The sequence below is a fragment of the Acetitomaculum ruminis DSM 5522 genome (assembly GCF_900112085.1).
In the GTDB taxonomy this organism is placed as follows: domain Bacteria; phylum Bacillota; class Clostridia; order Lachnospirales; family Lachnospiraceae; genus Acetitomaculum; species Acetitomaculum ruminis.
The window spans coordinates 1-23,482 of sequence record NZ_FOJY01000025.1 but is presented as its reverse complement, the minus strand read 5'-3'; the positions used below and the strand labels follow the sequence as shown (position 1 = coordinate 23,482).

The following is a 23,482-nucleotide window of genomic DNA, read 5'->3' as shown; positions in this document are numbered from 1 at the left end:
TTTATAAATCTTCATGAAAAGTCTTAAAAAGTTCTCTTTTCCTTTCAAGCATTTCATCTATATTTTCTATAAACAGTTTTATATCTTTAACATTATCACATCTTTTAATGGTAGTGCCATCGGAATATACCCTTTTGCTAATACTTCCGGCACCTGCCGCCAATACACTCTGTCTTTCCTCCATGGTTAAAATATTATATATTCCCTCCATACCCGGCAGACTGTATCCTATGTTTTCATAGTTTCCGGCTATATTTTGCTGTCTGTATAAATAATAAGGATTCATTCCCATATCTTTTGCAAAATCATAGGTTTTTGTATTTATATTTCCATCATTGATTATTTTAAGATTAGTATAATCTTCTTTATTAAGATTTAGTCTGGACTTTTTCTTTAATGCCAGTGAATGTACCGTAAGGCATTCCGGTGATAATTCTTTTATACATTCTAAGGTGTGCATCACATCTTCTTCGTCTTCATTTGGAAGTCCTGTAATCATGTCCATATTTATGTTTTTAAACCCTGCATCTCTGGCATCTTCAAAGGTTTTATAGATATCTGCTACACTATGAGCCCTTCCTATAATATCCAGGGTTTTTTGATTCATAGACTGGGGATTTATGGATATTCTTTCCGTATTATATTCTTTTAAAATGCGAAGTTTTTCTTTTGTAATACTGTCCGGACGACCGGCCTCAACACAAAATTCTCTTAAAGAAGTAACATCAAAAGTATTATTTATACTTTTTAAGAGTATTTCCAACTCTTCTTCATTTAATGCTGTAGGAGTTCCTCCTCCAACATAAATTGTATCCGGTTCCATATCCATATATTCTCTTATAAATGCCAGCTCTTTTTGTAAAGCTTCAATATAAGGCATAACAAAATGTCTCATTTTATCTATGGAATAGGCTGTAAATGAGCAATAAAGACATCTACTTGGGCAAAAAGGAATCCCAATATAAAGACTGTAACCTTTTTTGTAATCAAAGGAATCTAAAACCTTTTTCTCAACTTTAGCCACTTCTATAGCCAGGTCGCATTTTTTATCAGAAACAAAATAATAATCTTTAAGATATTTTTTTATTTCATTATCACTATAGTTTTTTTCTTCTAAAAGATTAGAAACTATTCGTACAGGTCTGATACCAGTCATAGTTCCCCAGGGAAGTTCTTTTTTTTGGGTGTTTGAAAGACATTTATACAATACTCTTTTTAAAATATTTTTTGTAATTTTTTTATCTGTGTAATCACATTTATCTTTACATGAATTAATCAGCTCTTCATTTTTAAAACAGCTGACTATAATTTCATTTTTTTCATATTCAATTTTAAAAAGCATGTCGGAAGGTTCATCTTCTTTCATGCTTATATCCTCTTTTGGATAAAATGCCTTTATCAAGGAATAGACATCATAGCTAAATTCATCTTTATTTAAATATACTTTTATCATTTTTATAAAACAAAAGGATTATTTTCCCTCTCAAAACCAATGGTAGTATCCGGTCCATGTCCCGGCATTACTTTTACATCATCATCAAGTTTCATAAGTCTGTCATTTAAAGATCTGACTATTGCATCTTTATCTCCCGTAGGAAAATCAGTTCTTCCAACGGAATAGTTAAATAAAGTATCTCCGCTAAATAAAAGCTTTTCGCTATCTATATAATAACAGACACTTCCTATCGTATGTCCAGGAGTAAATATAACTTTTATGGATAAACCTATCAAAGATATTTCATCTCCATCATCGTAAAAAACATCCACCTTTGGTGACTGTCCATGATAATATCCGGTAAGATTTATGACATCATTTAAAAATGATTCTTTTTCGTCGCTACCTGCTATTATTTTAGCCCCGGTTTTATCTGCTATAAACTGTGCTGCACAAATATGGTCAAAATGGGCATGGGTTATAAGAATAGCCTTTAATGTAAGCCCTTCATCTTCAAGAATTTTGTAAAGACGCTTACCCTCGTCTCCCGGGTCAACCATAATACATTCTTTTGTATCATCATTATAAAGAATATAGCAATTTGTCTGTATTTCTCCTACCAGATACCTCTTTAATTCAAACATATTTTCTCTCCATATCAACCGGTTGTTCTTTCAACATCAATAACACTTTCCACCTGTCTTATCTTTTCAATAAGGCTGTTTAGTTCGGTCTTGCTTTTTATACCAAAGGCTATCGCTATGGTAGCAATACCCTGTTTACTGGTTCTTGAGTTGATCGAATTTATATCTATTTGTCTTTCAGTAAATATTTTACTGATGTCAACCAAAAGTCCTGTTCTATTGTTTCCATATATTTTTATCTCTGCCAGATAAAGACCCGGAATTCTTTCATTAACTGACTCCCATTCCGCATCTATAAGCCTGTTTCTGTCAAATTCAGAAAGATTAATAATATTTATGCAATCTGTTCTGTGTATGGAAACTCCTCTTCCTCTTGTAACAAAACCACATATTTCATCACCGGGAACAGGTGAGCAACATTTTGAGAATCTGACAGCTACATCATGTATGCCTTTTACTGTGATACCGCTTTTTGAACGAGGCTTGTCATGTACCTGATTTATCTCATTATCCTGTTGTTCTAATATATCCTTATCTGTTACACTTTTGACTTTATCTTTTCTGAATTCTTCTACCAGTCTGTTTATAACCTGACCTTCTTTAAGTCCACCTCGCCCCACAGTAGCCAAAACAGAATCCCAGGAATCAAAGCCATATTTTTTTGTTATTGTAGTAATATATTCGCTTTTTGAAATGTCACTTTGATTTATGCCTTTAACTTTACAATACTGTCCTAAAAGTTCTTTTCCTTTGGCAATATTATCGTCTTTGCTGGCATGTCTAAACCATTGATTTATCTTGTTTTTAGCCTGAGTACTTTTTACAATGTTCAGCCAGTCTCTGCTTGGTCCCTTGGAATTTTGGGATGTTAAAACTTCCACCCTGTCTCCGTTTTGAAGTCGGTAATCAATAGGAACAAGCTTGCCATTTATCTTGGCACCAATCATTTTATTTCCCACGGCACTATGTATACTATATGCAAAATCCACCGGAGTTGAACCTGCCGGAAGAGATTTTACATCTCCTGTAGGTGTAAAGCAAAATACTGAATCAGAGAAAAGATCCAGGTCGCTTTTTAAAAGATTCATGAATTCTTTGTTATCTGACATATCCTGCTGCCATTCAAGAATCTGTCTAAGCCAGGCAAGTTTTTCCTCTTCCTGGTTTTTGCCTACTTTTTTTCCGTCAGAGCTTTCTTTGTATTTCCAGTGAGCCGCAATACCGTATTCGGCAATTCTGTGCATTTCATAGGTTCTTATCTGAACTTCAAAAGGTGTACCGTTATCACTAATAAGAGTAGTGTGTAAAGACTGGTACATATTGTCTTTTGGCATGGCAATGTAGTCTTTGAAACGCCCAGGAATAGGCTTGTATTTTGTATGTATTATACCAAGTACCGCATAACAATCCTTTATGGATTCAACTATTATTCTAATGGCAAAAAGGTCATATATCTGATCCAGAGTTTTGTTTTGATTTACCATTTTTTTATAGATACTGAAAAAATGCTTGGCTCTACCATATATATAAGCATCTATATCAGATTCTTTAAGATAATCACTTATGACTTCAACTATATCTTTTATAAAGTACTCTCTTTCGCTTTTTCTTAAATTTATCTTTTCAACTAAATCTCTGTAAACATCCGGTTCCAGATATTTTAAAGCCAGATCATCCAGTTCTATCTTAATCTTTGAAATACCAAGTCTTTGAGCTATAGGAGCGTAAATATCCATGGTCTCTCTGGCTTTTTCTTTTTGCTTTTCAGGCCTCATATACTGCAAGGTTCTCATATTATGAAGTCTGTCGGCCAGTTTTATAAGAATTACTCTTATGTCATTTGCCATAGCCAAAAACATTTTTCTTAAGTTTTCAGCCTGAATTTCTATTTTATCTGCGTCGTATGAAAGTTGTCCCAACTTCGTGACTCCATCCACAAGCAAAGCCACTTCTTCGCCAAACTCATCCTTTATCTCATCAAGAGTTTTAATGGTATCTTCTACCACATCGTGTAAAATTCCTGCTGTAATTGTTTCTTTATCAAGTTCTAAATCAGCCAGTATAAGAGCTGTACATAAAGGATGAATGATGTATGGCTCACCTGATTTACGCTTTTGTCCCTCATGGGCAGTCTTCGCCAAATTATAAGCCTTTTCAATCATAGAAGTATCATCAGAAGGATGATATTTTTTTACGCTTGCAATAAGCTCTTTATAAATATCTTCCGGACTGGTAAAGTCATCCATGTCCCTGACATTTTCTTCTACGAATTCTTCCTTTTTTTCTCCTTTTGCGAATTCGGAACTTTCTTTCATACACATCACCATTTCTTAGTTATTTTTATTTACCATCATATGCAACTACACTTGCTATGTTATAATTACCAATTTTTTCTCTTCCGTTTAATCCTTTAAGCTCAACAAGCACAACTATCTTTTCAACCTTTGCGCCAAGCTTTTCAACCAGTTTTATAGCCGCTTCTATTGTTCCTCCGGTAGCCAGTAAATCATCCACGATAACTACCTTATCACCCGGTTTTAAAGCATCTTTATGAATTTCAATAGTCGCTGTACCATATTCAAGATCATATTCCTGTGATTCCGTTTCACATGGTAATTTACCTTTTTTTCTTACGGGAATAAATCCTTTTTTTAACTTATAGGCTAAAGGCATTCCAAAAATAAATCCCCTGGCTTCAAGTCCCACAACATGGTCAAAATCAACATCTGCAAGGGCAGCCATTTCATCGATAGCTAACTGTAAGCCATCTTTATCGGAAATAACTGTAGTAATATCTCTAAAAATATTACCTTCCTCTGGGAAGTCCGGAATACTTCTAATATAATCGTCAATGGTTTTCATTATATTTCCTCCTATAATGCATAAATAGTAAATGTAAAGCGGGTCTTTTAAATCCGCTTTGCTACTTTCTCATGAACTTAATGATCACATTTTGACACTTAAGTTCAAAATAATCCATAGTACAGTAGTATATCATTTTTTCTATTCTTTTACAATAATGTATCTTTCAAGAAGCTTTCCATCTTTTTCTATAAAATCTTCAAATTGAAAGCCTAATTTTTTTGCCAGTTTTAAAGAAGCAATATTTTCTTTTTCAATAATACATATTATTTTTTCTATCCCTGTGTTTTCAAAGCAATAGTTGATTATTGCCAGACAGCTTTCGTATGCATAACCTTGTTGTTGATATTTTTTATCAATAAGATAACCTATTTCATAAATACTTTCTCCTTTATCGTCAGCCTTAACATCTATGCCTGCCCTTCCTATAAGGAGATTTTCATCTTTTAAAACAATACCCCAGATGCCTAAATCAAAGAATTTATATATGTTTTCAATGTATCCCTTAAGATATTCTATTTCCATGTCTTTATCTTCAAACAAGGATTCGGTATATCTGACTATATCGTCATCATTATAGATTTCATATAATCTATCAATGTCTGCTATTTCAAGTTCTCTTATAATAAGTCTGTCAGTTTCCAAAACTTCCCAGGGAAGATTAAAATGCCTGCCAAAATGCTTTTTTAAAAATGAATAATCTATTCCATCGAATTTTGTAATAGCCACTTTTGCTTTTGAAAAATCTTCTTCCATATTTTTATCCCCTATAAATTCAATAACCGAAAAGTTTTTTTCTACCCAATTATCAATATTTTGTCTGTTTGCAGAAATAATTATAGAATCGTCATACTTAAAATCTATGTCTCTTTTTAACTCTTTTATTTCGTTATCTGTCGTAACTTCATATTTTTTATCGTTGAAGATTAAAAAAATGCTTATATTATTTTCATTCAGAGTCCTGAAAAAATAAGTAAAATCAGTAAAAAACTTTTCCTTGTGCCTTACTTTTTTGCTGATTTCCTCATAATATATAATTACATTTTTTAGTATGTATTCCTTATTAGTCATTTCTAAACCTCTAAGTTTGTTTTATTCTTTATTTATATGATATAATAATACCACTTATCAAATAAATTCAAGGGAAGAAAGGAAATTAAAATGGCACAGAATCCAATTGTTACAATTGAAATGGAAAACGGAGATATTATTAAAGCCGAATTGTATCCGGATATGGCTCCAAATACAGTTAATAATTTTATCAGTCTTGTTAAAAAACATTATTATGACGGAATTATTTTTCACAGAGTTATAAATGGTTTTATGATTCAGGGTGGAGATCCGGATGGAACCGGAATGGGAGGTCCTGGTTATTCCATAGCAGGTGAATTTAATATCAATGGTTTTGACAACAGACTTCTTCATACAGCAGGAGTTTTATCAATGGCTCGTACCATGATGCCGGATTCAGCCGGTTCACAGTTTTTTATCATGCATAAGGATGCACCACATCTTGATGGTTCTTATGCAGGTTTCGGTAAAGTTATTGAAGGTATGGAAAATGTAGACAAAATTGCTACTACTGATACAGATTACTCTGACAGACCTTTAGTAGATCAGGTAATGAAAACTGTCACTGTAGAGACATTCGGTGTTGATTATCCGGAACCGGAAAAAATGTAATTAATTATTGATTTTCTTAAAAAACAAAGTGCCACATACCCATGAATTATTCAAAGGTATGTGGTACTTTTTCATTTAAAAAACTTCTCCTTGTCTAGTTATTATAACCGGTATTGGCTTGAGATGAACTTCCTAATGTAACTGTCACTTTTTGTTCTTCATATTTTCCCATATTAGCCACTTTAACGGTCATGGTCACTGTATCATTTGGTTTGTGAGCCTTTATAAGAGCTGATAACACTTCCATGGAGGTTACACTTTTTCCATCAAATTCCGTAATAATCATTCCCTGGTAAAGACCAGCTTTTTCTGCAGGTGAATCTTTATCAACCTGTGAAATATAAACTCCTGCCGGCATACCATAGATATTTTGATAGGTATTTTCAACATCTGCCCCAATAACTCCTAAATAACCTTCATTGGAAGAAGCATCTAGGTCAGTTGAGTTTATTATGGCTTCTATTTTAGGAACAGCGTCTGAAATCGGTATGGCAAATCCCATTCCTTCCACATCATCTGCTGCATATTTTGCAGAGTTAATACCAATAAGCTGACCACTGGCATTTAAAAGGGCACCACCGCTGTTTCCCGGATTAATAGCCGCATCTGTCTGAATAAGATTCATGGCAGTATCTGATAGCTGAACTATTCTGCTGCTGGCAGATACAATACCTGTAGTTACTGATTGTCCGTATCCCAGGGCATTTCCTATGGCGATAACACTTTCTCCTTCGTCCACTGATTCCGAACTTCCAATGGAAGCAATCTTAATATTTTTCAGGGTTTTTTGAGGAATATCTGATATGTTTACCTCTAATACGGCTAAATCAGAAGCCTCATTATAACCTGTTACCTCGCATTTTAATTCTGACTCATCATTGAAGGTAAGCTTTACGGAATCTGCATCTGCAATTACATGATAATTAGTAACAATATAAACTTTTTTACTGTCCTGACCAATTATTATTCCACTTCCTGCTGAAGATTCCTGAAGATTTGAATCTTCCTCATCATTGTCTTTATTTTCTTTATTATCTTTTTTTTCTGTAAATTCATCATTTTCGCCCTTACCAAAGGCACTGAAGGTATTTCCTTCCCTACCCTGGTCATTGCGATTATCATAATTGTAAAAGTAATCAAAAAATGAATCCGCACTGTTTGAAATATATTGTGAGCAGGTAACTGCCACTATGGATGGCATTGTGTTTTCCACTACTTCTGAAAGATCATAGTCTGAATTGTTTGTAACCAGAGAAACCTTTTTTATGGCACTGGATTTGTTAGCAGAGCTGTTTAAATCCAATTCTGAATTGTTTTTATTTTTTATTTGATTTCGTTCGTATTCGTAACCGATTCCACCACTGATACCGGCAAGAAGTGCCAATGATAAAACTATTGCCAAAGTTTTATAACCTTTTTTACGAGTGTTATTTGTATTATTTATTTCCGACATTTTTATTCCTCCTAAAAGATTTTTAATAAGCTGTTTAGAGGCTCTTATAAAAGAAGCATTTTTTTGACAGCCTTATTACAACTTTTATGTTTTTGATTATATTTAAAAACTGTGTCTATTTCTTGAACAATTTATAACAAAAATATGTTTACGCAATTATCAGAATATTCTATGTCTTTTTAAAGAATTCCTAAGAAATGACTAAACATTTTATTAAAAAAGGGGGTAAGTGTATTGACTTTTCAACTGTCTTTGTTATGATTTATATGGGTAGTTTTTTAATTAAAAGTTTATTTAAAAATATAAAAAAAGGAGGAATATTATGTCAGTTGTTACTATTACTGATGAGAACTTCGATTCAGAAGTAATGGCTTCAGACCTTCCGGTACTCATTGATTTTTGGGCATCATGGTGTGGACCATGTAAGATGATGTCCCCTTTGGTGGATGAAATAGCGGTTGAACGTGAAGGAAGTCTTAAAACTTGTAAACTTAACGTTGATGATTATCCGGCAATAGCTAGAAAATTTAAGATAATGAGTATTCCGGCTCTTCTTCTTATTATTAATGGCGAAGTCGTAAAAACTTCTATAGGTGCTATACCTAAGGAGGAATTGATAGAATTTATTGATGCACAATGATTTCATTAACGAATATTTTTTTATACAGCTCGACTTGGATGTTACTTAACACTAATCAAAGATGATTATAAGTAAATATTTAGTTGAGCTGTATTTTTATTCATTGACACCGTCTTTTTATTTTGCTATGATTTTTTAAAAGAATTAGGAGGTTTTAAAATGCCAAAGTTAAATGAAAATTATTTAAATTTAAAAGAGAGCTACCTATTTTCAGAAATAGCCAACAGAGTAAATAAATATAAAAAAGAAAATCCTGATAAGAATGTAATATCCCTTGGTATCGGAGATGTTACATTACCTTTAGGAAGCGAAGTTATAGATGCATTACATGAAGGTGTAAATGATCTTTCAAAAGCTGAAACTTTTATGGGCTACGGTCCGGAACACGGTTATATGTTTTTAAGAGAGGCAATTGTAGATTATTATAAGAGAAATGGCGTTGATATTACTGCTGAGGAGGTATTTATCTCAGATGGTGCCAAAAGTGATACAGGTAATATAACTGATATGTTTGGACCTGGAAATGTTATCCTTATACCAGATCCGACTTATCCAGTATATGTTGATTCAAATATGATGAACGGCAGAGAAATCACCTATATGGATGCTTCGGAAAAGAATGATTTTCTTGCAATGCCTGATAAAAATGTTCACGCAGATATTATTTATATTTGTTCACCTAACAATCCTACAGGTGCTGTTTATAATCATGCACAGCTTAAGGAATGGGTTGATTATGCATTAGAAAACGATGCAATTATTCTTTTTGACTCTGCATATGAAGCTTTTATTTCAGATCCAGACCTTCCAAGAAGTATTTTTGCAATTGAAGGGGCTAAAAAATGTGCTATCGAGTTTTGTTCACTTTCTAAAACAGCAGGATTTACCGGTGCAAGATGCGGTTATACCATTGTTCCTGAAGACCTTAAATTCACCTCTTCCACCGGAAAAGAAATGAGCCTTAATGCTATGTGGAACCGCAGACAGTCCACAAAATTTAACGGTGCTTCTTATATTGTTCAAAAGGGTGCAGCCAAGGCCTTTACAAAAGAAGGTATGGCACAGTGTCAGGAAAATATTGCTTATTATAAAGAAAATGCAAGACTTATTGCAGAGTGTCTTAAAGAAAAAAATATACGCTTTTACGGTGGTATAAACTCCCCATATATCTGGTTTGAGTGTCCTAATAATATGGAATCATGGGATTTCTTTGATTATCTTTTAAATAACGCTCAGATTGTAGGTACACCTGGAGCAGGATTTGGTAAAAATGGAACTCACTATTTCCGTCTTACCTCTTTTGGAAACAGAGAAAATACCATAGAGGCTATCGAAAGACTAAATAAACTTTTATAATTTAGATTATTCAAGATATATAATTAAAAAATATCCCACATATCTTAAGCTTAATGCGTTTGATATGTGGGATTTATTTATCCTGCTACTATTAAATTTACATTTTCTTTAATGAATTCATAATCAAAATCTTTAACCAGTTTATCTGTAACAAGGTTATGAACTCCTCCGTTAAAATCAGCTACTTTAGCCAGATAAGTTTCACCAAACTTGGTGTGGTCAGCCAGCACAAAAGTTTCCTTGGCATTTTTTAGCATCAATTTTTTTAGGGATGCTTCTTCAAAAAATGTTATGGAATATCCATATGAGGCATCTATACCATTCACACCCATAAAAGTTTTTTCTACTCTTAAATCTTTTACTACTCTTTCCGCAAATTGCCCCACAGTAGAATTTATAGCATAACGCATCTCTCCACCAATGGTTATTACCGTGATATCTTTTTTATTTGACAATACATTGGCAACTCCCAGAGAATTGGTAACAACTATTATTCCTTTTTTATCCCCCTTAGCTACCAGTTTGCATAGCTCTAATACTGTGCTTGAACCATCGAACAAAATAGTGTCAAAATCATTAATATACTCATATGCTTTTTGGGCAATAGCCTGCTTTTCCTTAAGGCATTTTATTTGATCTTGTGCCGGCATATGATTTTCATTAACCGGATTAATGGATATGGCTCCTCCATGAGTTCTTTTTAACTTGTTTTCCAACTGTAATTCTTCTAAATCCCGCCTTATTGTAGCTTCTGTAGCTTTTAAATATTTGCTCAGCTCAGAAACCTTAACAACCCCTGTTTGATTAATTTTCTCCTCTATGAGATTTTTTCTTTCCTCTGCAAGCACTTTACTCACCCTTTTTATTTTTATATTTTACAATTCCGTTTAAATTAACATTTTCTACGCTTCTAAAAATATTTTCTTCCACATCAGGAATGTCATTTTTTAATCTTGCAATCAGTTTCTTCGTCTCAAGTCTTTTTGAACTGGTGGTACCGTCCGTATGACAGGTCTCACAAGTTTCTGTAAAATGACAGGCGCATTGAATAAAATTAAGTCCATTATAATCCCTGAAATCAATAATGTCATCTTCTCTTATGTAATAAAGAGGTCTTATAAGCTCCATGCCTTCAAAATTAGTACTTCTAAGCTTTGGCATCATGGTCTGAACCTGGCCTCCATACAACATTCCCATAAGAATTGTTTCAATTACATCATCATAGTGATGCCCAAGGGCTATTTTATTGCAGCCTCTTAATTTGGCTTCGTTGTACAAATACCCCCTTCTCATACGGGCACAAATATAACAGGGGGATTTTTCTATATTATCCACAGAGTCAAATATTTGGGTTTCAAATATTTCAATAGGTATTTCTAATTTTTTTGCGTTATTTTCAATTACCTTGCGATTAAACGAATTGTATCCCGGGTCCATTACCAGAAAAACCGGTTCAAAGTCATATTCGTTTTTACTTTTTAATATCATAAAAAGCTTTGCCATAAGCATGGAATCTTTTCCACCGGAAATACAAACCGCAATTTTATCTTTGGCTGATATTAATTGGTAATCTTTTATCGCTTTTTCAAATTTTGTGTATATTTTTTCATTGTATAAACTTGTTATACATTCGTCTATATTGTCTTTTATTTCTTCTTTTTGTATTTTGTTTAAAAGCCAGGCATTATAACCGCCTTTTAAACTTACGGCTTCTACATCATATTCTTCCAGTTCTTCAACAACTCTCCTACTTGCTTCTCCCCTTAAACAATATATTATGAGTGTTTTATCTCCCTCATATTCCTTATATTGTTCAATAACCAGGCTTTCAGAAAGCCTGACTGCCCCTGGAAGCCTACCGTTATTAAAAGATACTTCATCTCTTAAATCAATTAAAATATATGAATCCTTACTCAATAATTCTAGTTCATCGGGTCTTATCTCTTTCATTTCTATCTCCAAAAAATCTGATATTTGTTTTTATCCGTAAAAATAATCCATGTCAACATTTCCGGCAATTCCCGCTACTCTTCCTGTTGAAGAATACTGCCATCCAAAGTAGCTTTTATTATAACCTAAAAAGCTGTTATATCTGGCAACCCAGCGTTTATAACCATCATAATAGCTGTCTGTAAGCTTAGTTGTCCACCAATAATAATTTGCATAAATACCAACATTGGTATAACCGTATTTATCTCTTAATGTTCCGATAAAGGTCTTTGCAATATCTAAAATCTGGCTATTGGAAAGAGCTCCCTGCGAGCCATCCTCCATGTCTAAAAATATAGGATAAGATAAACTTCTTCCCTTAAGCATCCTTGCCACATGATCTGCCTCACTTACAGCTTCGGAAATATTTAAAGCATATGAATAAATATATACACCATAGCTCATTCCCACTGACTGACAGCCATTGGCATTTGTTGCAAAAGTAGGATCATCCTGACTTGCCACATTATTTCCTGAGCCAACTCGTAAAATAGCTGCACCTATACCACTTGCCTTAACCTGGCTCCAGTTTATACTTCCCTGCCATTTGGATACATCTATACCGTTTATCTGTGTAAATACTACAACCTTAATTTTCTTTTGTATGCCATTTGCCTTGGCATAAATATAAGCTGTTCCGTTCTTTTTAGCAGAAACAACACCTTTGCTTGAAACCGTTGCAACTGAAGTTTTTGAACTTGACCATTTTACTGTGGCTTTTGGGGACGCTGTAGCTGTTATTTTAAGCTTTCCACCCTTAAGAATAGATGTGCTTGTAACACTTACATCCAAAGAAACTGCCATTTTTGAGACTGCTTTTGAATACTTTCCTACTACCAAACCTCTAATAGCATAAACTTTATATACATATTTTTGTCCTGCCTTAAGTTTAGAATTTGTAAATTCTGTGTTTGTTAAACCTGCTTTTACGATTTTATAGGAGCTTTCTCCCACAAGACGTCTTAAAACTACATAACTTTTGGCTCCTGCGACTTTTTTCCAGCTGAGGATAAGTTTATTGGAAGCTGATGCGGTTATTTTAACACTTGGTGCGGAAGGAACAGGTTTTGTACATTTAATCTCAGATGAATAACCAATAATTTTTTTGTTATTATCATCCTTTTGGTATGCCCTTACCTTAAAGTAATATTTTTTCCCGCATTTTAGTGAACTTACGATGGTAGCAGTCTTAGACTGACCTTTTATATCAGCTGCTAAAGTATAACTTCCTTCTTTGTTTGTTGAATAATAAATTCTGTAACCTTCAGCCTTTGAGGATGCCTTCCAGGTAAGTTTTACGCTGTTATAAGTACTGCTTGCAGCATTTAAATTATCTACTGCCTTGGGTATCATTTTTACTGTTTTTACTACACTAGAGTCTGAATATATATTTCCATATGTTTTTGTGGTTTTATAGGCCTTGACCATATAATAATATTTCTGACCTTTTTTTACATCCTTGTCTATAAAGGTTAATTCTTTTCCACTTTTTATTTTAGCTATTCGTTTAAAACTACCATCTTTTGATAAAGATTTATAAACAGTATAACCTGTAGCCCCTTCAACAGTTTTAAAATTTATCCTTACATAAGAAAGGGCTGAATCATATCTTAAAGTAACCTTTATTTTCGCAGGTTTTGCCTTTATGGATAAAACATTTGAAAATTCTGAAAGATTATTGTTTTTAACTGTTCTTATTTTGTAATAATAAGTTCTTCCACAGGTTAGATTTTCGTCTAAATAATTTGTGGTTGTTACGGTAGCAATCCGCTTAAATCCGGATGTTTTGGAGTTTGATCTGTAAATCTCATAAGCAGTAGCTGCTGAAACCTTTGAAAAGTTAAGTTTTACGCTGGTATTACTGATATTAGTAATAGACTTTAAAGTGCTAACCCCAAGGGTTTTTGTTGTAGCTTTAACATATTCGGAATAGTTTCCTTCAGTTTTATTACTATCATAAGCACAAATCAAATAATAATAATTTTTTGCATTTTCAAGGTCTGAAACAGTATATGTAAAAGTAGCTCCACTTTCGACTTTTGCAATTAGTTTTAAGTCGTTTTTCTTATAATTATCTATTTTGGAATATGGAATTTCATAGATATTGTATCCTGCTACCTCTGAAATATTTTCCATAGTCCATTTTAATGTAACACTGTCATAGCTTACGGATGACATTTTTAAAACCGGTGCAGACAGTTTTTCATCTGCCGTCATTGCTCTTGTTTCATCAAGGGTAACAACTTCATTTTCCTTGGTTTTTGCATTACTTTCAATTACACTTGACGCGGAAACTGATGTGAACAGTAAACTTGCTGATAAAAGAATTGCTATAAATCTTTTTTTCATTGTATCCTCCTCATACATTTTTTTGTGATTATATTCATGAATTTTCTGAATTCTCAGTAAGAATTTTTAAATATTTCTTTGATTTTATATTTTATTTTTTAAGCGAACATTTTAAGTGTATCATATTTAATAGAAGATTTATATACATATTCTTAAATTGAGTGATTTACCAGGGAATTTATTAGTTGTGAATCTTTTATGCGTAGAAATCTACATTATTATTTTTCTGGAATAGTTTTAAAATATTAAGTGTTTTACATAAATTATTATTTATAAATAAATTAGATATGGTGTGTTTTACCATATCTGATTTTTATACTTTGATATGATGGGTTTGCTGTATTAGTATTATTTTTTCGATATGGTTTATTTTGTTCTATTAGTTTTTTTATATGATGTGTTTGATTTATCGATATTTTTCATCGATATGGTATGTTTTAACAAAAAAGGCGGATGATGTATCATAAACAAGTCATCCGCCAAATATTTTGCAATACTTCTTTATTGTTATCCCCTTTGCATCTTTATGAAAAAGGAATGTAATACTTACTAATATAATTGATGATTAATCATTACTCAGAATCTGATGATTTTGCAGTTTCTTCTTCAGTATTAGCTGTATTTTCTTCTGTTGCTGCATCTAAATGATAATGTAAACGAACTTTCTTTTCTATTTCATCCATAATATCTGGATGCTCTCTTAAGAAGGTCTTTGCATTTTCTCTACCCTGGCCAATCTTTTCGGAGTTATAAGCATACCAGGCACCGGACTTATTAACGATGTCAAGGTCTGCTGCAAGATCAATAATATCTCCTTCTCTTGAGATACCCTTTCCAAACATAATGTCAAATTCTGCCTCTTTAAAAGGTGGTGCAATTTTATTTTTAACAACTTTTATTCTGGTGTGGTTTCCGATAACCTCTCCACCCTGTTTTAAAGCTTCTACTCTTCTTACATCAAGTCTTAGGGAAGAGTAAAATTTAAGAGCACGTCCACCGGTTGTAGTTTCAGGATTTCCAAACATTACTCCCACTTTTTCACGAAGCTGGTTTATGAAAATAACAACACATTTTGATTTATTAACAATGGAAGTAAGCTTTCTAAGAGCCTGGGACATAAGTCTTGCCTGAAGTCCCACATGAGAGTCTCCCATATCTCCGTCAATCTCAGCTCTTGGAACTAATGCTGCTACTGAATCCACAATAATAATATCAACAGCTCCGGATCTGACCATCATCTCAGTAATTTCTAAAGCCTGCTCACCACAATCCGGCTGTGAAATGTATAAATTATCAATGTCAACGCCTATGTTCTTAGCATATGCAGGATCCAAGGCGTGCTCAGCATCTATAAAACCTGCAATACCGCCTCTTTTTTGTACTTCTGCCACCATATGAAGAGCAACTGTGGTTTTACCACTAGACTCAGGACCATAAATTTCAACGATTCTTCCCTTTGGAATACCACCAAGTCCCAATGCAATATCAAGACTTAAAGAGCCTGTAGGAACTGTCTCAATGTCCATATTTGCTCTGGAATCACCTAGTTTCATAATAGAACCTTTTCCAAAGTCTTTTTCTATCTTTGTAACAGCAGCTTCTAATGCCTTTAATTTTTCTTCATGGCTGATTTCTTTTTTTGTATCTGTTCTCATCAAATTTTCTCCTATCGTAATTGTTATTTCTTATGTTTTTTTCAATTATTATATTTATTATTCTTAAGTATAATACATATACAAAAAGTCTTTTTATAGTAAGCTACAACCGGGACAAATTCATATCCCCAAAAACTTCTATTAATCCGACACTTGAACCTTTGTTCGCATCCTTTTGTATAATATAACAAAACAAATGTTTTGTCAACGTTCTTTCTATAATTTCTATAAAGGAAAAATGCTAAGATATATAGCGATACTGACAACCGATGTTACACACACCTAATTAATAATATTATAAAATAAAGGATTTTGCAAGAAAAAAAAGGGCCCGAAGGCCCAATTATTAAAAATTTACTGGTTAATTCCGAACTCCTCTAATTCAAGTCCCTCATTTCTGTCTAAGGTCATGCCTATGCTCCAGCTGTTTACGAAAAGAAGCATTGGATTTCCGTCAAGGTCACTGATTCGTTTCATATCTGAAGTTCCGTTGATTTTATTTATATCAATATCAGGATTTTTAACCTTTCTTATGTATTCGTAAGGAAGGTTTTCCATTCTGATTTCAACTTTGTATTCGTTTTCAAGGCGATATTTTAATACTTCAAACTGAAGGACACCTACAACTCCCACTATTATCTCTTCCATACCCATGTTGTATTCCTGGAAAATCTGGATAGCACCTTCTTTGGCAATCTGGCTGACACCCTTTACAAACTGTTTTCTTTTCATGGTGTCAAGCTGATGAACCTTGGCGAAATGCTCCGGTGCAAAGGTAGGAATACCATCAAATTTAAACTTGTCTTTACTTGTTGTAATTGTATCTCCAATGGAAAAAATACCCGGGTCAAATACACCTATAATATCTCCAGAGTAGGCATTTTCAATAATCTTTCTTTCAGATGCCATAAGCTGCTGAGGCTGAGCAAGCTTTATCTTCTTGTTTCCTTGAATATGGTTTACTTCCATACCTGCTTCATATTTTCCTGAACATATACGCATGAAAGCGATTCTGTCTCTGTGAGCCTTGTTCATATTTGCCTGAATTTTAAATACAAAGGCTGAAAAGTCTTCACTAAAAGGATCAACAACTCCTAAATCAGAATGTCTTGGTGTAGGCGGAGTGGTCATATTAAGGAAATGCTTCAAGAATATCTCCACACCGAAGTTTGTAAGAGCTGACCCGAAAAATACAGGTGAAAGCTCTCCTGCTCTTACCCTGTCTAAATCATATTCTGCAGCTGCACCATCTAATAATTCAAGCTCTCCTAAAAGAGTTTCTTTTTCATCTTCATCTAAATACTGATCTATTTCGGCAGATGTAAGTTCTATATCTTTTTCTTGTCCTTCTTTGGTTCCTTTTTCGGTGTCAAAGAAAAATGCCACTTTTTTATTATCCCTTTGATATACACCTTTAAAGTTTTTTCCAGAACCAATAGGCCAGTTTATAGGACAGGTTGCTATTCCAAGTTCTTTTTCAACCTCATCTATAAGATCAAAGCTGTCCCTTGCATCTCTGTCCATTTTATTAATAAAAGTAAAAATAGGAATATGTCTCATGGCACATACTTTAAAAAGTTTTCTTGTTTGTGCCTCGACACCTTTAGAACCATCGATAACCATAACTGCTGAGTCTGCTGCCATAAGAGTTCTGTAAGTATCCTCTGAGAAGTCCTGATGTCCAGGTGTATCCAGAATATTTACACAATATCCATCATAATTAAATTGAAGAGCTGAGGATGTTACGGAAATACCTCTTTCTTTTTCAATCTCCATCCAGTCGGATACAGCATGTCTTGCAGTTGCTTTTCCCTTAACACTTCCTGCCAGATTTATAGCACCACCATATAACAAAAACTTCTCTGTTAAGGTAGTCTTTCCGGCATCAGGATGGGAAATAATCGCAAATGTTCTTCTTTTTTCTATTTCTTCTTTTAATGATTTCACCACTCAAAATCCTCCAAACTTATTGTAATTTTATCTTTGTTTTTTTCAATGACTTTTACAATATGCTCTCTTGAACAAGGTACTTTTTCTTCTCGTATTATTCTATCAATGCTATATCCTCTGTTTACAAGGTGTATAATTGCACCGGTATAAGCAAAATTGTTTACAAAGTCAGACAAGGCTTCCCTAAACTCATTCATTTTATCACATTCCTTTTATTTAGCAAGTTAAATCAGTTTTTTAAGCTTTTCTTGTTTCCTTATATTTTCCCCTTAAATATTGATGCTTTTATATAATAATTTAAAAAATATTTCTTATCAACGAAAAAATCATATAAATATAAAAAGACATTGTGGCTGATATGATATAGTCATTTCAGCATCTGCACAATGCCTTCTGATATTTTCAATATTTTATAAAAAATAATGACAATATTTATTTTCAATAGATATAAATTTTACAATACCTTAGAAAGAAAATCCTTTAAACGAGGGTTTTGGGGATGTTCAAAAAATTCCTCCGGAGTATTTTGTTCTCCAATTTTTCCCTCGTTAATAAACATTACCCTGTTGGCAACTTCTCTGGCAAAGCCCATTTCATGGGTTACAACCACCATTGTCATTCCTTCTTTTGCAAGTTCTTTCATAATTTCTAAAACTTCTCCTACCATTTCCGGGTCAAGAGCTGAGGTTGGCTCATCAAAAAGCATAACATCCGGTCCCATGGCTAAAGATCTGACAATAGCAATACGCTGTTTTTGTCCACCGGAAAGCTGGGAAGGATAGTCATTTGCCCTGTCAGAAAGACCTACCCTTTTAAGAAGTTTCATAGCCTCTGCTTCTGCTTCTTTTTGGCTTTTGTTTTGAAGCTTCATAGGTGCTACAGTGAGATTTTTAAGAATTGTCATATGTGGGAAAAGATTAAAATGCTGGAATACCATTCCCATTTTCTGTCTTAATAAATCAAGGTCTGTATTTTTATCCGTAAGGTCTGTTCCTTCAAAATAAATATGTCCTGAAGTAGGAGTTTCCAGTAGATTTAATGAGCGAAGGAAGGTAGATTTACCAGAACCGGAAGGTCCTATTATTACTAAAACCTCGCCACGATAAATTTCTTCGCTTATCCCGTCTAAAACTGTATTTTCACCATATATTTTAACCAGATCTTTAACCTTTAATATTACTTCTTTGTCTTTGTTTAATTTAATATTATCTTCGCTCACTTACCCTGAGTCTCCTTTCTAAAACAGCTACCATTTTTGTTAAAATAAGCACCATTATCAGGTAGATTGCGGCTACGGTAAACAATGGTATAAAAGCGTCAAATGTACGGCTTCTAATAATATCTCCGGCCTTTGTAAGATCCTGTAAAGCAATATAACCTGCTACGGATGTTTCTTTCAAAAGAGAAATAAATTCATTACCCAGGGTAGGAATGACATTTTTAATAGCCTGAGGCATTATTATGGTAAACATTGTCTGTCTGTAACTAAAGCCAAGACTTCTTCCTGCCTCGAACTGTCCTTTATCTATTGAAAGAATACCTGATCTGAATATTTCTGAAACATAGGCTGCTGAATTACAACCAAATGCAATGATGGCAACCAGTGTTTTACTTATATCTACTGCTGCGAAAACACAAAAATATATAATAAGTAACTGAACAACAACAGGAGTTCCTCTAATTATAGTGACATATATCTTGCAAATAAGACTAAGTAATTTAAGCTGACCGTTTAATTCAAAAGTAGAACGCACCACTGCTATCAAAAATCCCATAATAACCCCTATAAGCAGTGCAAATACCGTCACTTTTAAGGTAACACCCAAACCACTTAAAATATAGTTATAACGATTTCCTTCAATAAAATTTCTGTATAAATCATGTAACAGATTATCCAAAATTTCTTCCTCCAGTTTTTGTTTAACAACTTATTTTTTAACGAAATCAGCCGGTAGGCATAAAGCCCGCCGGCTTAGAATTGTTTTATTAGTATTATTATTATTCTTTAATTATAATAACCTGACGCGCTGTACAATAAGTATCTGTAAAGTCTACAGACTCTTTTCTTTCATCAGTAACTGTCATACCTGCTGCGCCAAAATCAGCTTTTCCGGTAGATACAGCTGCAATGATTGAATCAAATGCCATGTCTTCAATTTTAAGATTTTTACCAAGTTTGTCTGCAACAGCCTGGGCAATATCCACATCAATACCCATTATTTCTGCTTCATCATCACTATAGTACTCATATGGTGGAAACTCGGCATTTGTAGCCATTACAAGTTCTCCATCTCTTTCAACATCCTGTTTTTCGTATTTTTTTACATCATCATTTTCATTGTCAATGTAATATTTAATGATATTATCAAGAGTACCGTCATCTTTTAATTCTTTTAAAGCTTTGTTGATTTCTTTTGTAAGGTCTGAGTTATTTTTTGCAAGACACATAGCATATTCTTCGTTTGTGTATTCTTCGTCAAGAATTTTAAGACCCTCATTTTGGCTAACAAATACTTCTGCCGGCTGGTCATCAATAACAACGGCATCTATTTTTCCTTCAACCAAAGCCTGAACTGCCTCATAACCTTTGTTGTAACGCTCTACGGTAGCATCTGCCAACTCAGGGTCATCTGATACATACAAATCACCAGTGGTACCGGTTTGAACTCCTATAGTCTTTCCATTTAAATCCTTCATGGATTCGATTTTTGCGGTAGCCTTACCATCAGAAGCAGCCTTGTCTGAAGATTTGCTTTGTCCACAGGCTGCAAGGGAAAAAGCAGTAACACCAATAAGGATACAAGCGATTAATTTTTTCATAATAATTCCTCCTCTTTTCATAACAGCATATAACAAATGATATATTTGCTGTGTTTTAATTTAATAATCTTTAATTTATGCATATACAACAACTTTATTATATATTTATGCATAAGATTTATCAAGTAAAATCGAAAAAAAAGGACTTTGAAAATTCAAAGTCCCGCAGAATATGAAATTTTATTAATCCAATGGGTCTATAAGAACAATACTTTTTGAAAGATCAACCATAGAGATTTTTCCTTCAATAACTATTTCCTCTCCGATTATATCCACCATTGTAATTTTGTCTCCATCAACAAAAATCTTGCTGATATTTTCACAGATCATTTTGTCTGGAGACTGTGTCTTTCTAAATGCTGTTGCAAGGCACATAGTACTCGCCTCCTTAAATGCAAAAGCGGAGATTTTCCGCTGGTGTTTTATGAACGAAAAAAGCGTTCAAATTACTATTTTACCAATTTAAGTGCTTCCTCAAAGATTACATTTGCCTCATTGAATTTAGCAACACCCTCTTTAATCTTTTGAGCAGCTTCAGGATTTTTCTCAGCCAATTTATCAGCCATAACTGCAAGCTCATCAGCATGGTCTTTATTATGTCCTACCATGTATTCTAATAAAGCTGTAGTCTTATCTGCCTTTGTCTGGCTGCCATGATCATGATCGTGGTGATGATGATGATGCTCATGGTCGTGATCATGGTGGTGATGATGCTCATGGTCATGATCGTGGTGATGATGTTCATGGTCATGATGATGCTCATGATCGTGATGATGATGTTCATGATCGTGACAATGAGTTGTTCCATCCTCATGTGTATGTGTTGTTCCGTCTGCATGTGTATGTTCATGGTCATGGTGATGACAATGTTCGTTAGTTAATTTTTCTTCTGACATTTTTTCAGCACTGCTTTTTATATTTGGCTCTGTCACAACAAATGGTTGGTTTTTGACGAGAAATAGCGTATAATAATAGTAAGAAACAGTACCACCGAAGGAGGTAATTGGATATGCCTACTATCAAAGACGCATTAGATATTATCGGTAAGTTGACTGTCGCAGAGCAGGAAAGCCTTAAAACAATGCTTTTAAGTCCTGCCTTTGTAAAGTCTTTGAATATTGAAGATTTCGTAGCAAAGGAACGCTTTGCAAATGGTCGTGTATGCCCTCTTTGTGGCTGTATCCATGTGGTTCGCAATGGTCATCGTAAAGATGGCACACAGCGATATGTATGTAAGGATTGTGGCAAGTCCTTCGTGATTGCTACGAACTCCATTGTGTCTGGTACAAGAAAAGACTTGTCCGTGTGGGAGCAGTACATTGATTGTATGATGAATGGCTTATCCATTCGTAAGACTGCTGTTGCTTGTGGGATTCACAGAAACACCGCATTCCTTTGGAGACACAAGATTTTGGATGCACTTCAGAATATGGCAGACGATGTTACCCTTGACGGTATTATTGAGGCTGACGAAACTTTTTTCGCCATCTCGTACAAGGGCAATCATAGCAAGAGTAAGACATTTGCTATGCCACGCAAGGCTCATAAGCGTGGTCATTCTACACATATCAGAGGCTTGTCCCAAGAAAAGGTATGTGTTCCTTGTGCGGTTAATAGGAATGGCTTGTCTATCTCCAAGATTACGAATACTGGTAGAGTTTCTACAAGAGATTTACATCATATTTATGATGGTAGGATTAAGACCAATTCCACTCTTGTTACGGACAAGATGAACTCCTATGTGAGATTTACAAATGCCAATGGCATTGACCTTGTGCAGTTAAAGACTGGCAAAGCCAAGAAAGGCATTTATAATATCCAACATATCAATAGCTACCATAGCCAGCTAAAGAGGTTTATGCGTGGCTTTAACGGTGTTTCTACCAAGTATCTGAACAACTATCTTGTGTGGAATAACCTTGTAAATTACGCCAAAGAAAGCGACATGGAGAAAAGGAACATCTTCTTAACTTTCGTTTTGGCAACATTGAAAACTGCTAAATGCAGAGATTTATCAAACAGACCAGCAGTTCCTCTGGTCGCCTAATTAGAATTTGTGGAGATGATAAGATGGTCAATATAACAGATGTAAAACAGATTCTTCAATTTGCAATAGATGCGGAGATTAAAGTCTTTCTTGATGGTGGCTGGGGTGTAGATGCTCTTCTTGGATATCAGTCAAGAGCCCATAATGATATTGACATTTTTGTAGAAAAGAACGATTATCAGAACTTTATAGAAATAATGAAAGCTAATGGCTTTTATGAGATTAAGATGGAATATACAACATTGAACCATACTGTATGGGAAGATTTGAAAAACAGAATTATTGATTTGCATTGTTTTGAATATACGGACGAAGGTGAAATTCTTTATGATGGGGATTGTTTTCCGGTAGAAACTTTTTCGGGTAAAGGAAGAATTGAGGAAATAGAGGTTTCCTGTATTGAACCATATAGTCAAGTAATGTTCCATCTGGGATACGAGTTTGATGAAAATGATGCACATGATGTGAAGTTATTGTGTGAGACACTTCATATCGAAATTCCAAATGAGTATAGATAACTGCAAATAACAGTTTGTAGGGGAGTTCTGATACTCCCCTATAAAAATGGCTATTTATCAACTGTTTGTTGTGACATAGCC

The 23,482-nt window shown here is 34.0% G+C and carries 22 protein-coding genes; 5 read left to right on the top strand and 17 right to left on the bottom strand.

The features are described from left to right. Window position 1 precedes the first annotated feature (1 nt). From hemZ to BM153_RS12380, 5 genes are all read right to left on the bottom strand, one after another. The gene (gene hemZ / locus BM153_RS12400; RefSeq protein ID WP_242949152.1) at window positions 2–1,366 is read right to left on the bottom strand and encodes a coproporphyrinogen dehydrogenase HemZ; all 1,365 of its coding nucleotides are present in this window, start codon (window positions 1,364–1,366) and stop codon (window positions 2–4) included. Window positions 1,367–1,455: 89 nt separating this feature from the next. Then, window positions 1,456–2,079, bottom strand: coding sequence for an MBL fold metallo-hydrolase (locus BM153_RS12395; RefSeq protein ID WP_092874553.1), 624 nt, complete (start codon window positions 2,077–2,079; stop codon window positions 1,456–1,458). A 14-nt stretch (window positions 2,080–2,093) separates the two neighbouring features. Next, window positions 2,094–4,394, bottom strand: a complete 2,301-nt coding sequence (locus BM153_RS12390; RefSeq protein ID WP_092874550.1) for a RelA/SpoT family protein — start codon at window positions 4,392–4,394, stop codon at window positions 2,094–2,096. 25 nt (window positions 4,395–4,419) lie between these two features. Beyond that, a complete protein-coding gene (locus BM153_RS12385; RefSeq protein ID WP_092874547.1) occupies window positions 4,420–4,941 on the bottom strand; it encodes an adenine phosphoribosyltransferase in 522 nt (173 codons plus the stop codon). 141 nt (window positions 4,942–5,082) lie between these two features. Next, window positions 5,083–6,012 (bottom strand): GNAT family N-acetyltransferase, encoded by a 930-nt coding sequence (locus BM153_RS12380; protein WP_092874544.1) that lies wholly within the window; start codon window positions 6,010–6,012, stop codon window positions 5,083–5,085. 90 nt (window positions 6,013–6,102) lie between these two features. Between BM153_RS12380 and BM153_RS12375 the strand changes: the two genes are divergently transcribed. Continuing rightward, window positions 6,103–6,624 (top strand): peptidylprolyl isomerase, encoded by a 522-nt coding sequence (locus BM153_RS12375; protein ID WP_092874541.1) that lies wholly within the window; start codon window positions 6,103–6,105, stop codon window positions 6,622–6,624. Window positions 6,625–6,718: 94 nt separating this feature from the next. Here BM153_RS12375 and BM153_RS12370 read toward each other — a convergent pair whose 3' ends face one another. Next, on the bottom strand, window positions 6,719–8,077 hold the full coding sequence (locus tag BM153_RS12370) for a S1C family serine protease (protein WP_092874538.1): 1,359 nt from the start codon (window positions 8,075–8,077) through the stop codon (window positions 6,719–6,721). 322 nt (window positions 8,078–8,399) lie between these two features. Between BM153_RS12370 and trxA the strand changes: the two genes are divergently transcribed. Continuing rightward, complete coding sequence (trxA, locus tag BM153_RS12365) at window positions 8,400–8,717, top strand: thioredoxin (RefSeq protein WP_092874535.1); 318 nt, start codon at window positions 8,400–8,402, stop codon at window positions 8,715–8,717. Window positions 8,718–8,876: 159 nt separating this feature from the next. Then, window positions 8,877–10,073, top strand: coding sequence for an LL-diaminopimelate aminotransferase (locus BM153_RS12360; RefSeq protein ID WP_092874531.1), 1,197 nt, complete (start codon window positions 8,877–8,879; stop codon window positions 10,071–10,073). Between the two features lie 77 nt (window positions 10,074–10,150). Here BM153_RS12360 and BM153_RS12355 read toward each other — a convergent pair whose 3' ends face one another. The 11 genes from BM153_RS12355 to BM153_RS13780 all read right to left on the bottom strand — a co-directional run bounded on the left by BM153_RS12355 (window position 10,151) and on the right by BM153_RS13780 (window position 21,732). After that, the gene (locus BM153_RS12355) at window positions 10,151–10,921 is read right to left on the bottom strand and encodes a DeoR/GlpR family DNA-binding transcription regulator (RefSeq protein WP_092874528.1); all 771 of its coding nucleotides are present in this window, start codon (window positions 10,919–10,921) and stop codon (window positions 10,151–10,153) included. A 1-nt stretch (window position 10,922) separates the two neighbouring features. After that, window positions 10,923–12,023: a PP-loop family protein gene (locus BM153_RS12350; RefSeq protein WP_092874525.1), complete on the bottom strand. Its 1,101-nt coding sequence runs from the start codon at window positions 12,021–12,023 to the stop codon at window positions 10,923–10,925. Window positions 12,024–12,053: 30 nt separating this feature from the next. Continuing rightward, window positions 12,054–14,411 carry a GH25 family lysozyme gene (locus BM153_RS12345; protein WP_177205692.1) on the bottom strand — a complete coding sequence of 786 codons (2,358 nt, stop codon included), beginning with the start codon at window positions 14,409–14,411 and terminating at the stop codon, window positions 12,054–12,056. A gap of 572 nt (window positions 14,412–14,983) precedes the next feature. Continuing rightward, window positions 14,984–16,066 carry a recombinase RecA gene (recA, locus tag BM153_RS12340; protein WP_092874518.1) on the bottom strand — a complete coding sequence of 361 codons (1,083 nt, stop codon included), beginning with the start codon at window positions 16,064–16,066 and terminating at the stop codon, window positions 14,984–14,986. 354 nt (window positions 16,067–16,420) lie between these two features. After that, on the bottom strand, window positions 16,421–18,013 hold the full coding sequence (locus BM153_RS12335) for a peptide chain release factor 3 (RefSeq protein ID WP_092874515.1): 1,593 nt from the start codon (window positions 18,011–18,013) through the stop codon (window positions 16,421–16,423). Further along, on the bottom strand, window positions 18,010–18,213 hold the full coding sequence (locus BM153_RS12330; RefSeq protein ID WP_092874512.1) for a hypothetical protein: 204 nt from the start codon (window positions 18,211–18,213) through the stop codon (window positions 18,010–18,012). Before BM153_RS12330 ends, BM153_RS12335 begins: the two co-directional genes overlap by 4 nt. 257 nt (window positions 18,214–18,470) lie before the next feature. Continuing rightward, window positions 18,471–19,193, bottom strand: a complete 723-nt coding sequence (locus BM153_RS12325) for an amino acid ABC transporter ATP-binding protein (protein ID WP_143088311.1) — start codon at window positions 19,191–19,193, stop codon at window positions 18,471–18,473. Between the two features lie 28 nt (window positions 19,194–19,221). Next, window positions 19,222–19,917 (bottom strand): amino acid ABC transporter permease, encoded by a 696-nt coding sequence (locus BM153_RS12320; protein WP_092874509.1) that lies wholly within the window; start codon window positions 19,915–19,917, stop codon window positions 19,222–19,224. 97 nt (window positions 19,918–20,014) lie between these two features. After that, entirely contained in the window at window positions 20,015–20,836 is an 822-nt protein-coding gene (locus BM153_RS12315; protein WP_242949151.1) for a transporter substrate-binding domain-containing protein, read from the bottom strand. A gap of 183 nt (window positions 20,837–21,019) precedes the next feature. After that, window positions 21,020–21,211, bottom strand: a complete 192-nt coding sequence (locus BM153_RS12310) for a CooT family nickel-binding protein (RefSeq protein ID WP_092874506.1) — start codon at window positions 21,209–21,211, stop codon at window positions 21,020–21,022. A 74-nt stretch (window positions 21,212–21,285) separates the two neighbouring features. After that, window positions 21,286–21,732, bottom strand: a complete 447-nt coding sequence (locus tag BM153_RS13780) for a DUF8180 domain-containing protein (protein WP_092874503.1) — start codon at window positions 21,730–21,732, stop codon at window positions 21,286–21,288. A 113-nt stretch (window positions 21,733–21,845) separates the two neighbouring features. Between BM153_RS13780 and BM153_RS12300 the strand changes: the two genes are divergently transcribed. Then, entirely contained in the window at window positions 21,846–22,883 is a 1,038-nt protein-coding gene (locus BM153_RS12300) for an IS1595-like element ISSag10 family transposase (protein ID WP_002837184.1), read from the top strand. 23 nt (window positions 22,884–22,906) lie between these two features. Continuing rightward, complete coding sequence (gene lnu(C), locus BM153_RS12295; RefSeq protein ID WP_019543803.1) at window positions 22,907–23,401, top strand: lincosamide nucleotidyltransferase Lnu(C); 495 nt, start codon at window positions 22,907–22,909, stop codon at window positions 23,399–23,401. The last annotated feature ends 81 nt before the right edge of the window (window positions 23,402–23,482 follow it).

Bases quoted from the DNA above. Each gene is read 5' to 3' on its own strand.
- BM153_RS12300 (WP_002837184.1), top strand. From the start codon at position 21,846: ATGCCTACTATCAAAGACGCATTAGATATTATCGGTAAGTTGACTGTC.
- BM153_RS12390 (WP_092874550.1), bottom strand. From the start codon at position 4,394: ATGAAAGAAAGTTCCGAATTCGCAAAAGGAGAAAAAAAGGAAGAATTC.
- trxA (WP_092874535.1), top strand. From the start codon at position 8,400: ATGTCAGTTGTTACTATTACTGATGAGAACTTCGATTCAGAAGTAATG.
- BM153_RS12330 (WP_092874512.1), bottom strand. From the start codon at position 18,213: ATGAATGAGTTTAGGGAAGCCTTGTCTGACTTTGTAAACAATTTTGCT.
- recA (WP_092874518.1), bottom strand. From the start codon at position 16,066: ATGAGAACAGATACAAAAAAAGAAATCAGCCATGAAGAAAAATTAAAG.
- hemZ (WP_242949152.1), bottom strand. From the start codon at position 1,366: ATGAAAGAAGATGAACCTTCCGACATGCTTTTTAAAATTGAATATGAA.
- BM153_RS12345 (WP_177205692.1), bottom strand. From the start codon at position 14,411: ATGAAAAAAAGATTTATAGCAATTCTTTTATCAGCAAGTTTACTGTTC.
- BM153_RS12385 (WP_092874547.1), bottom strand. From the start codon at position 4,941: ATGAAAACCATTGACGATTATATTAGAAGTATTCCGGACTTCCCAGAG.
- BM153_RS12310 (WP_092874506.1), bottom strand. From the start codon at position 21,211: ATGTGCCTTGCAACAGCATTTAGAAAGACACAGTCTCCAGACAAAATG.
- BM153_RS12315 (WP_242949151.1), bottom strand. From the start codon at position 20,836: ATGAAAAAATTAATCGCTTGTATCCTTATTGGTGTTACTGCTTTTTCC.
- BM153_RS13780 (WP_092874503.1), bottom strand. From the start codon at position 21,732: ATGTCAGAAGAAAAATTAACTAACGAACATTGTCATCACCATGACCAT.
- BM153_RS12395 (WP_092874553.1), bottom strand. From the start codon at position 2,079: ATGTTTGAATTAAAGAGGTATCTGGTAGGAGAAATACAGACAAATTGC.
- BM153_RS12350 (WP_092874525.1), bottom strand. From the start codon at position 12,023: ATGAAAGAGATAAGACCCGATGAACTAGAATTATTGAGTAAGGATTCA.
- BM153_RS12370 (WP_092874538.1), bottom strand. From the start codon at position 8,077: ATGTCGGAAATAAATAATACAAATAACACTCGTAAAAAAGGTTATAAA.
- BM153_RS12375 (WP_092874541.1), top strand. From the start codon at position 6,103: ATGGCACAGAATCCAATTGTTACAATTGAAATGGAAAACGGAGATATT.
- BM153_RS12380 (WP_092874544.1), bottom strand. From the start codon at position 6,012: ATGACTAATAAGGAATACATACTAAAAAATGTAATTATATATTATGAG.
- BM153_RS12360 (WP_092874531.1), top strand. From the start codon at position 8,877: ATGCCAAAGTTAAATGAAAATTATTTAAATTTAAAAGAGAGCTACCTA.